The sequence below is a fragment of the Shewanella sp. S1-58-MNA-CIBAN-0166 genome (genome assembly GCF_040310085.1).
GTDB lineage: Bacteria > Pseudomonadota > Gammaproteobacteria > Enterobacterales > Shewanellaceae > Shewanella.
Genome location: NZ_JBEOPN010000047.1, coordinates 18,686 through 27,297, shown reverse-complemented (window position 1 = coordinate 27,297; position 8,612 = coordinate 18,686). Strand labels below are relative to the sequence as shown.

The 8,612-nt window shown below is 40.8% G+C and carries 9 protein-coding genes and 1 rRNA gene; 2 read left to right on the top strand and 8 right to left on the bottom strand.

Going from position 1 to position 8,612, the window contains the following annotated elements:
- The first annotated feature begins 173 nt into the window (after positions 1–173).
- Together rrf and AAEY99_RS20085 are read left to right on the top strand one after the other, a co-directional pair.
- Positions 174–289 (top strand): 5S ribosomal RNA (rrf, locus tag AAEY99_RS20090).
- A gap of 232 nt (positions 290–521) precedes the next feature.
- Positions 522–1,663, top strand: a protein-coding gene (locus AAEY99_RS20085; protein ID WP_351011745.1) for an IS3 family transposase whose coding sequence is annotated in 2 segments (ribosomal slippage) — positions 522–768 and positions 768–1,663 — 1,143 coding nt in all. Because the reading frame shifts where the segments join, the coding sequence is not laid out codon by codon here.
- Positions 1,664–1,955: 292 nt separating this feature from the next.
- On the opposite strand, the gene mutT is transcribed toward AAEY99_RS20085, so the two are convergent.
- The 8 genes from mutT to AAEY99_RS20045 all read right to left on the bottom strand — a co-directional run bounded on the left by mutT (position 1,956) and on the right by AAEY99_RS20045 (position 8,535).
- Positions 1,956–2,351, bottom strand: coding sequence for an 8-oxo-dGTP diphosphatase MutT (gene mutT, locus AAEY99_RS20080; RefSeq protein ID WP_101087731.1), 396 nt, complete (start codon positions 2,349–2,351; stop codon positions 1,956–1,958).
- Between the two features lie 23 nt (positions 2,352–2,374).
- Positions 2,375–2,587, bottom strand: a complete 213-nt coding sequence (gene yacG, locus AAEY99_RS20075; RefSeq protein WP_182773742.1) for a DNA gyrase inhibitor YacG — start codon at positions 2,585–2,587, stop codon at positions 2,375–2,377.
- A gap of 42 nt (positions 2,588–2,629) precedes the next feature.
- On the bottom strand, positions 2,630–3,364 hold the full coding sequence (gene zapD / locus AAEY99_RS20070) for a cell division protein ZapD (protein ID WP_351011743.1): 735 nt from the start codon (positions 3,362–3,364) through the stop codon (positions 2,630–2,632).
- A complete protein-coding gene (gene coaE / locus AAEY99_RS20065; RefSeq protein WP_351011741.1) occupies positions 3,357–3,986 on the bottom strand; it encodes a dephospho-CoA kinase in 630 nt (209 codons plus the stop codon). Before coaE ends, zapD begins: the two co-directional genes overlap by 8 nt.
- On the bottom strand, positions 3,983–4,909 hold the full coding sequence (locus tag AAEY99_RS20060; protein WP_351011739.1) for a prepilin peptidase: 927 nt from the start codon (positions 4,907–4,909) through the stop codon (positions 3,983–3,985). Before AAEY99_RS20060 ends, coaE begins: the two co-directional genes overlap by 4 nt.
- 34 nt (positions 4,910–4,943) lie before the next feature.
- Positions 4,944–6,206 carry a type II secretion system F family protein gene (locus tag AAEY99_RS20055; protein ID WP_351011737.1) on the bottom strand — a complete coding sequence of 421 codons (1,263 nt, stop codon included), beginning with the start codon at positions 6,204–6,206 and terminating at the stop codon, positions 4,944–4,946.
- 107 nt (positions 6,207–6,313) lie between these two features.
- Positions 6,314–8,020 (bottom strand): type IV-A pilus assembly ATPase PilB, encoded by a 1,707-nt coding sequence (gene pilB, locus AAEY99_RS20050; RefSeq protein ID WP_351011735.1) that lies wholly within the window; start codon positions 8,018–8,020, stop codon positions 6,314–6,316.
- A 77-nt stretch (positions 8,021–8,097) separates the two neighbouring features.
- Positions 8,098–8,535, bottom strand: coding sequence for a prepilin-type N-terminal cleavage/methylation domain-containing protein (locus AAEY99_RS20045; RefSeq protein WP_351011733.1), 438 nt, complete (start codon positions 8,533–8,535; stop codon positions 8,098–8,100).
- Positions 8,536–8,612: the final 77 nt, after the last annotated feature.

The window sequence follows — 8,612 nt, the reverse complement described above, 5'->3', positions numbered from 1 at the left end:
CTAACTTGTACTAATGACCCGTGAGGCTTAACCATACAACCCAGATGGGTTTTACTGATACGACTTAGTATTAGAATAAAGCGCTTAAGCAGTGCGAGAGACTCAAAAAGCAATCAGCTTTCCGAATTATTATTTAATGCATCAAGAATAGTGCGTTAGATAAACAAAATTTGTCTGGAAACCATAGAGTTGTGGCACCACCTGATCCCATTCCGAACTCAGAAGTGAAACACAGTATCGCCGATGGTAGTTTGGGGTCTCCCCATGCGAGAGTAGGTCATTTCCAGGCGCCTAATTGACTCGAAAGAGTCGCGAAACAGCCCGCTATGAAATAGCGGGCTTTTTTGTGTCCAAAATTTGAGAGTACGGTGGTTGATAGCATCCATCATAGTGCAGACGATATTGATCTGGTCAATTAAATTTGCACTCCAAACAGGGGCACGTGTTTAGGTATTGTGGCTTAATGAAACTGTACACCGATTGAGGTAAAATCCCCTTAAGATAAAACGGTGTAAACAGTAATGAAGACTCAACCAACTTACTCAACAGAATTTAGAATAGATACCGCTAACCTTGTGATTAAACAAGGTTACACCATCCGAGAAGCTTGTGAAGCAACCGGCGTAGGCCCGACAGCGATTAGACGTTGGGTAACTCAGCTAAGACAAGAATTTGAAGGTATTACTCCATCAGCTAATGCTATCACTCCCGAACAAAAACGAATTCAAGAGCTTGAAGCGCAAATTAAGAAAATTGAATGGGAGAAAGATATCTTAAAAAAGGCTACCGCTCTCTTAATGCAAGACAACATCAAACGATAGCATTAATTGAATTGTTATCGAGAGAGCAGAACATCGTCAAACAGCTTTGTCATTTGTTTGAAATACCGCGTAATAGCTACCATTATCATCTCAAACATCGTGGATTAGTGAAGCCTGAACGTGAGAAATTGCGCCAGCAAGCAATTGCTATCCACCGTGATAGCCGAGGCTCTGCTGGCGCGAGAACGATAGCAGGCCAGCTTAATCAACTGGGTGAAAATGTTGGCCGTTATAAGGCCGCGAGTTTAATGAGAGATGCAGGGCTAATCAGTAACCAACCCAGAAAGCATCGTTACAAGATAGCCAATGATGAATCTAAAATAGCCCCTAATTTGTTAAAGCGGCAGTTTAACGTTGAAGCAATAAATCAGGTTTGGTGTGGTGACGTGACCTATGTTTGGTCAGGAACCAAATGGCTCTATTTAGCCGTGGTAATGGATTTGTATGCGAGAAAAGTGGTGGGTTGGGCTTGCTCTGACAGCCCGAATACTGATTTGACTTGTGCAGCATTAAGAATGGCATTTGAAAGTCGTGGACGGCCCCAAAACCTGATGTTTCATTCTGACCAAGGTTGCCATTACAGTAGTCTTCAATATCGACAAATGTTGTGGAAGTATCAAATAACGCAGAGTACGAGTCGACGAGGAAACTGCTGGGATAACGCGGTAATGGAACGCTTTTTTAGAAGTTTTAAAACAGAATGGATGCCGAAGTATGGTTACAACAATTTTGATGAAGCGAAGCAGGATGCATTGAATTACATACTAAAGCACTACAATATAAAACGGGGTCATAGTTATAACAATTATATGACGCCAACAGCTGCCGAAATGGCAGCGTAAAGACGCAACTCCTGTTGGTGTACAGATTTAGTTGACCACATCAAGGCTGCCATTTCGGCTATTGACATAGTCATATAGTCGTTATAACTATGACCACGTTTTTATCGACTTAACGTTTTAAAATGACTAAGCAACGGTTAATTACGGCGCTATGTAATGCTCCAATGAATATTGATAGAGAAGGAGTATTTGTGAATTTTTTCAAGGCAGGACAATATCAGTTTTAAGGCCATTACTTTATTAGCAATGGACTTATTTTTTCAGATCGGTATTTAAATAGGGAGGGACAATTTTAGAGTTCAGCTAATATTTTTTCTACAATAGGCTGATTGGCTTCTGGGAAGTCGTATTCTGCAATACTATGTATCGGCACCCATTCAATTTGTTGCTGCTCCATACCTTTCGCTTGGTTTGAAAATTCAGTAATTAAATGAATATCAAGTCTGACGTGTTTATCTGGATAATCATGACTGATGTCCATGAAGGGAGTTGAATTAGCTACATCAAGATTAACTTCTTCTTTAAGCTCTCTTATTAACGCTTCCGTAACCGTTTCATTATTTTCCACCTTACCACCTGGGAATTCCCACTTTCCACCTTGATGAAGGTGTCCTAGCCTCTTAGCCAGTAAAATGTGCCTATCTTGATTAATGATGACACCGACAGCGACATGAATTCTTTTTTGCATGTTTGCCCCTTTATAATTTGAACTTATTGTTTAAAGAAGTCACCTTCATCAAAACCAGCATCATCCAACAGATCTAGGTCTACATCGTGCTTAACCGGAATGGCATGCTTCTCGCTGGCCCAGTCGCCAAGATCGATCAATTTACAGCGTTCGCTGCAAAAAGGTTTAAATAGGGATTCGTCTTTCCATTCAACTTTGGTTCTGCAAATTGGGCAGTTTACTACTGTTAAAGGCATAATCATTCTTGGTTATTTATATTACCAGTGATGTTAAAGTGTTTAAGTGCAGGTTGCTAGTGAGAATTCAACAGTTTCACAGGTATGACGATGTAAATCGAAATCGACAAAATGGATGGCATAACGATTTCGATTGCCGCTGACGGTAGGGTAGCAGTTTTGATTGGAATTTATTTGTACTCGAATTAATGACAGAGGTTGAACGGAGTTACCTTGGTAGAAACCCACTGGAGCTTGGCATAAACCAAAATCTGCTGTCGTTCGAATCAGTTCCAGAAGTAATGTGATCGGGGCGAGTAGAGGCTGGTATTGAATAAGCCAACTTTTGATATCTTGCTGTCGATGTTGCCAGTCTTTGCCAAGCCAAAAGTGCAGCTGTGGAAAGTCGAAATTACAGTATGCGCCAGTCATGTTGAAGCGCTGTCGTAATGCAGAGATAAATTTGTCTTGTTTAAGGCTACAGCCAATTCTTTCTTGAGCTTGCAGCGGTAATTTTAGAGAGATGAGTCTTTGGGTGAGTTGATCCACTTGAGCGTTATCTACATTTGAGTGGGCACGCCAATGAGAAATTATCTGAATCTGTTTTTCAATATCTTTTAAAATATCGGTGCGATAATCACAACGTTCAGTTAGTTCGGCGAGAGCAAATAAAGGGCTAAAACATTGATGTTGGTTATCTTGTTCGGCATGCTGTTGCAACTGGAGGGCAAGGTTTTCTATACGTAAATAACTGCGTATTTTTTCATTTAATGGTTGTTCATAAATTAAATCAGTCATTGACGTTAGTTTCTAAATCGGCTGCCTGTTGTAAGTATTGTTGATGCAGACGAAGTACTTGACTGCGCAACAGCTCATATTCTCCTTGATTATCAATAATGTTATCAGCTTTAGCAAGTCGTTGCTCTCGAGTCATTTGACTCGCCAGAATATGCTCTACCTGTTGTTTACTGACACCATCACGTTGCATCGTCCTTGAAATCTGTAACTCTGGTGCTATATCTACAACCAAAGTAGTATTAACTAAACTATCTAAATGATTCTCAAATAGCAAGGGTACTACCATTATTACATATGCAGAAACCGATGCTTGCACTTGGTTGAGCATCTTTTGGCGGATCATTGGATGGAGTAAATTATTAAGCCATAGACGTTGTTGCGGATTATCGAATACTTGTGCTCGCAAAGCTGCTCTATCGAGGCTACCGTCGGTTAATAATAGTGACTGACCAAAATGTTGCGCTATTGCTTTGAGTCCATCAGAGTCAATTGATACCACCTCTCGGGCGATAACATCGGCATCCACTAAGTCTATGCCATATTCAGCAAATAAGTTAGCCACGGTGGTTTTACCACTGGCTATGCCGCCTGTTAACCCTACAACATACTTGTTTAATCTCATAACGTACTAAGATACCAATTAAGAATGTCATGTCCCCATACTAACGCTATCCAGCCTGCAGCAGCAATATAAGGACCAAAGGGGATAGGGTTACCTTTGTTGAGCTGTTTAGCCATAATCATGGTAATGCCCACTACCGCGCCTACCAGTGAAGACAGTAGGATAATTAGTGGTAACATTTGCCAGCCTAACCAAGCACCGAAAACGGCTAATAGTTTAAAGTCACCGTATCCCATGCCTTCTTTGCCAGTGACTAATTTAAATAACCAGAATACCGACCATAAACTTAAATACCCTGCAGCAGCGCCGATAATCGCGTCTTCCGGACTAGTATAAATGCCTTTAAGGTTAATGATTAATCCTAACCACAGGATTGGTAACGTGAGTTGGTCTGGTAACAGCATTTCATCCAAATCGATGCCTGTTAACGCCACTAACACAAACGTTAGAATACTGGCATACACAAATTGCCATGTAGGGCCAAAATGCCAGGCTAATGCGGCAATTAATACACCGGTTAACAGTTCAATAATGGGATAGCGGCTTGAAATGCTGGTTTTGCAATCGGCACATTTACCCTTAAGCATCAGCCAACCTAATATTGGCAGATTATGCCAAGGCTTTATATTGGCTTTGCATTTAGGGCATGCAGAACCTGGCACTACCAGATTGTACTTTTTAGGAAAGGGATCGATGGCTTTCTGTAAACGCTCACTGCCTACTTGTTTGACAATGTCAGGATGATATTCATTGAGGTAAAAGTTACATTCGCTTTGCCATTCACGTTTCATCATCACTGGTAAACGGTGGATCACTACGTTGAGAAAGCTGCCAATAGTAGCAGCAAAAATAAAGCTAATTGCAACAAAGACCCAAGGGTATTGGCTCATTGTGGCAACAAAAGTAGAGATGGATTCAGTCATTTTTATTCTTGTATTTAATGGTTTAGTAAGATATCTAGTTTATTATATTGCCCATTTGGAAAATAGGTAAATACATTCCGACGATTAAGCTACCGACTAAAGTACCAATTACCACCATCATAATCGGTTCTATCAAGCTTGATAAGCCATCAACAGCATCGTCAACTTGCATCTCATAGATATCTGCAACTTTATTAAGCATGTCGTCCAAGCCACCAGATTCTTCACCAATCATCACCATTTGAATTACCATATCAGGAAACAAGCCAGTGGTGCGCATGGCGACATTCATTTGCATGCCAGCCATCACTTCTTGGCGAACTTTTAGTAATGCTTTGCGGTATACATAATTACCAGATGCACCTGCAGCAGATTCTAGACCGTCAATTAATGGTACACCAGCAGCAAAGGTGGTTGATAACGTTCGGGCAAAACGAGCCATCGCTGCTTTGTGAAGAATATTACCTACCACAGGAATTTTGAGTACCGAAACATCTACACTGTCTCGGAATGCTTGTGAAGTTCTATGTGTTCTTCGAAATAACCAAATACCAACAACAATAAAAATTGCAAAATAGTACCATGAGCTTTGTAGCCATCTAGATATATCAATAATTATTTGGGTAAAAGCGGGTAACTCAGCACCAAAGCCGTTAAAGATTTCTTCAAATTGGGGAACAACAAATAATAGTAATAAGCTCGTTACCGCTATGGCTACAAAAACAACGGCTATAGGATAGAGCATGGCTTTCTTGATTTTAGATTTTAGTTGCTCGGCTTTTTCTCGATATGTTGCTACACGGTCGAATACGGCATCGAGGGAGCCAGAGTGCTCGCCAGCAGCGACTAAGTCGACGTATAAATCATCAAAATACTGCCTGTGTGGCCTTAGTGCATCGGACAGCGGAATTCCTGACTGAACATCAGATAATATAGTGCCAAGCAATTCGCGCACTTTAACCTTTTCGTGTCCGCGGCCAAGTAGCTCTATAGTAGTAACTAGTGGTACGCCTGCAGCAAGCATTGTTGCTATTTGGCGGGTAATCATTGCAATGTCCATTGCAGTAATGCTTTTTTCTATTTTCCACAAAGGAGCAGATGCTTTGCGCACAGCTTTAGGCGTTACGCCCTGAGATTTTAAGACACTGCGAATCTCAGCAATAGTAGAGCCCTTTAGCTCACCTGAAGTACGTTGGCCATCACGATTAACGCCTTTCCATTGGTAAGTAAAAACCTTAGGTTGGTGTTTAGTTTTTTTCTTTGCTTTTGGCTTTCTTTTAGCTGTTGTCGTGGCCATTTAGCCAATCCTTTTATTTTTCGCTGCACCACGTTAAACCATTCTTGTTAATAGAGAATAATCAATTAAATAGTTGATTTACTACAACTGAATTGACTATAGCTGAATTAAAAACTGGTGACACGGTTAATTTCGGCAATACTGGTTACGCCGTGAATGACCTTGAGTAATCCTGATTGGCGTAAATCGCGCATACCTTGCTGTTTGGCTAAGGTGGCAATTTGCAGTGAGTTGCCGCCTTCCATAATCGTGCGAGCAATTTCATCACTCATTTTCATGACTTCGTATATACCCACTCGGCCTTTATAGCCACCAGAGCATAGCTCACAACCGACAGGTTTGAATACACTAAAGCCTTTTACTATGTCAGCCTCAGTAAAGCCTAAACGTTGCATTTCAGCAACAGGAATTGTCTCTTCGTGTTTGCATGCTGGGCATAAGCGTCTGGCAAGTCGTTGGGCAATAATTAAATTGACTGAGCTGGCAATGTTATAACCAGGCACACCCATATTGATTAAACGAGTTAAGGTTTCCGCTGCCGAGTTAGTATGCAATGTTGATAATACCAAGTGGCCAGTTTGAGCCGCTTTAATGGCAATTTCGGCTGTTTCTAAGTCACGGATTTCACCGACCATTACCACATCGGGATCTTGACGTAAGAATGAACGAAGTGCTGATGCGAAAGTTAAACCAGCTTTTAAATTAATGTGGACCTGGTTTACACCCTCAAGGTTTATTTCAACCGGATCTTCAGCAGTAGAAATATTACGCTCTTCGGTATTTAGGATATTTAGGCCGGTATACAAGGAGACTGTTTTACCAGAACCTGTAGGGCCAGTGACTAGAATCATCCCTTGGGGTTTGGCGAGCATCTCTTCATATAATAAACGTTGATCATCTTCATAACCGAGTTTTTCAATCCCCAGTTGGGCGGAGGATGAGTCCAAAATACGCATTACGATTTTCTCGCCCCAAATGGTCGGCAAGCTACTGACACGAAAATCGATGGATTTGGTACGCGAAAGTTTCATTTTAATGCGGCCATCTTGTGGCACCCGGCGTTCTGCGATATCGAGTTTTGACATGACTTTTAAACGGGCCGAAATCCGGTTGGAGAGATTGACTGGCGGTTCGGATACTTCATGCAAGATACCGTCAATACGGAAGCGAATCCGGTAGCGTTTTTCATAGGGCTCAAAATGCAAGTCAGAAGCGCCTTTGCGGATAGCATCAGTAAGGATTTTATTAATATAAATAACAATTGGCGCATCATCACTGCTATCACCGGTCTGCTCATCGTCACGACTAGTATCAGCGACTTCGATTCCTGCTAATGCTTCCTCATCTATCCCTTCTAAACCTAAGCCACTAATATCTTCTTCTAGTATTTTTTCTAGAGCTTTAAGCAGTTTATCGTCTTCAACCAATATGGCTTCGGCATGTAGACCAAGGCTGAATTGAAAGTCTTCAAGAGCGGCAATATTGGTTGGATCTGATGTGGCGATGTAAAGTCGATTGCCGCGTTTAAAAAGTGGTAAGCATTTATGTTTACTTATGAGTTTTTTATTCTGTAGTTCTTCAGAAATATTTCCAATATCAAACTCATTTAGATCTAGGAGGGGTGTACCATATTCTTCATAACATAATTCTGCAATTTCTCTAGCCGAAAGAAATTTATTTGAAATAAGAGAGTTAACTAAAGAGGATTTATTTTTTCGAGAATGTGAGATAGCCGTAGATAACTGCTCCTCGCTAAGAAGATTCTTACGAACAAATAGTGTTGATAATCCTAAATTTAGTACATTATTTGACATGTTTTTTAGTTACCAATAAAAAGGGTAAATGCTTTATAAGTATTTACCCTTTATTTATGAATTGAGCTTCTTAATTTTTAAGGTGCTGCAGGTGCTGTTAAGTTTGCACCTTTGTAACATAGAGCAAGATCACCTGTTTGAGCTTTTGCGCCTGCAGTCACTGTGAAAGCTACGCCGCCTGTTGCATCATAATCAGCTTCTAGTACACATTTAGGCTCTGTCCAAGTTAGGGTAAATACTGTGTTTTCTACTGGATCCGTTACAGTACCAAATTTAGTATTTTTACTTGCTTCCAAGCCAATACCATCACAACCAATACCAGTAGTAATACAAGTTTGAACCTTGGTTGAGTATGAAGTAATCCCTTTCATTGCGGCGCCACCTTGTGCAGCTGTCACATAATCTTTGTATGCAGGCAGTGCGATTGCAGCAAGAATACCGATGATCGCGACTACGATCATTAATTCGATAAGGGTGAAACCCTTAGCGTTTTTGATTTGGTTAATACCTTTCATTTTTCTCTCCGTAAAATAGGCTGTGGCAGTTTCAATCCTAGAGTTTTAGCACACTTGTTTATAGTTGAGTGTGCTAA

Coding starts and splice junctions, on each gene's coding strand:
- AAEY99_RS20045 (WP_351011733.1), bottom strand. CDS start 8,535: ATGAAAGGTATTAACCAAATCAAAAACGCTAAGGGTTTCACCCTTATC.
- AAEY99_RS20060 (WP_351011739.1), bottom strand. CDS start 4,909: ATGACTGAATCCATCTCTACTTTTGTTGCCACAATGAGCCAATACCCT.
- zapD (WP_351011743.1), bottom strand. CDS start 3,364: ATGACTGATTTAATTTATGAACAACCATTAAATGAAAAAATACGCAGT.
- AAEY99_RS20055 (WP_351011737.1), bottom strand. CDS start 6,206: ATGGCCACGACAACAGCTAAAAGAAAGCCAAAAGCAAAGAAAAAAACT.
- coaE (WP_351011741.1), bottom strand. CDS start 3,986: ATGAGATTAAACAAGTATGTTGTAGGGTTAACAGGCGGCATAGCCAGT.
- mutT (WP_101087731.1), bottom strand. CDS start 2,351: ATGCAAAAAAGAATTCATGTCGCTGTCGGTGTCATCATTAATCAAGAT.
- pilB (WP_351011735.1), bottom strand. CDS start 8,020: ATGTCAAATAATGTACTAAATTTAGGATTATCAACACTATTTGTTCGT.
- yacG (WP_182773742.1), bottom strand. CDS start 2,587: ATGCCTTTAACAGTAGTAAACTGCCCAATTTGCAGAACCAAAGTTGAA.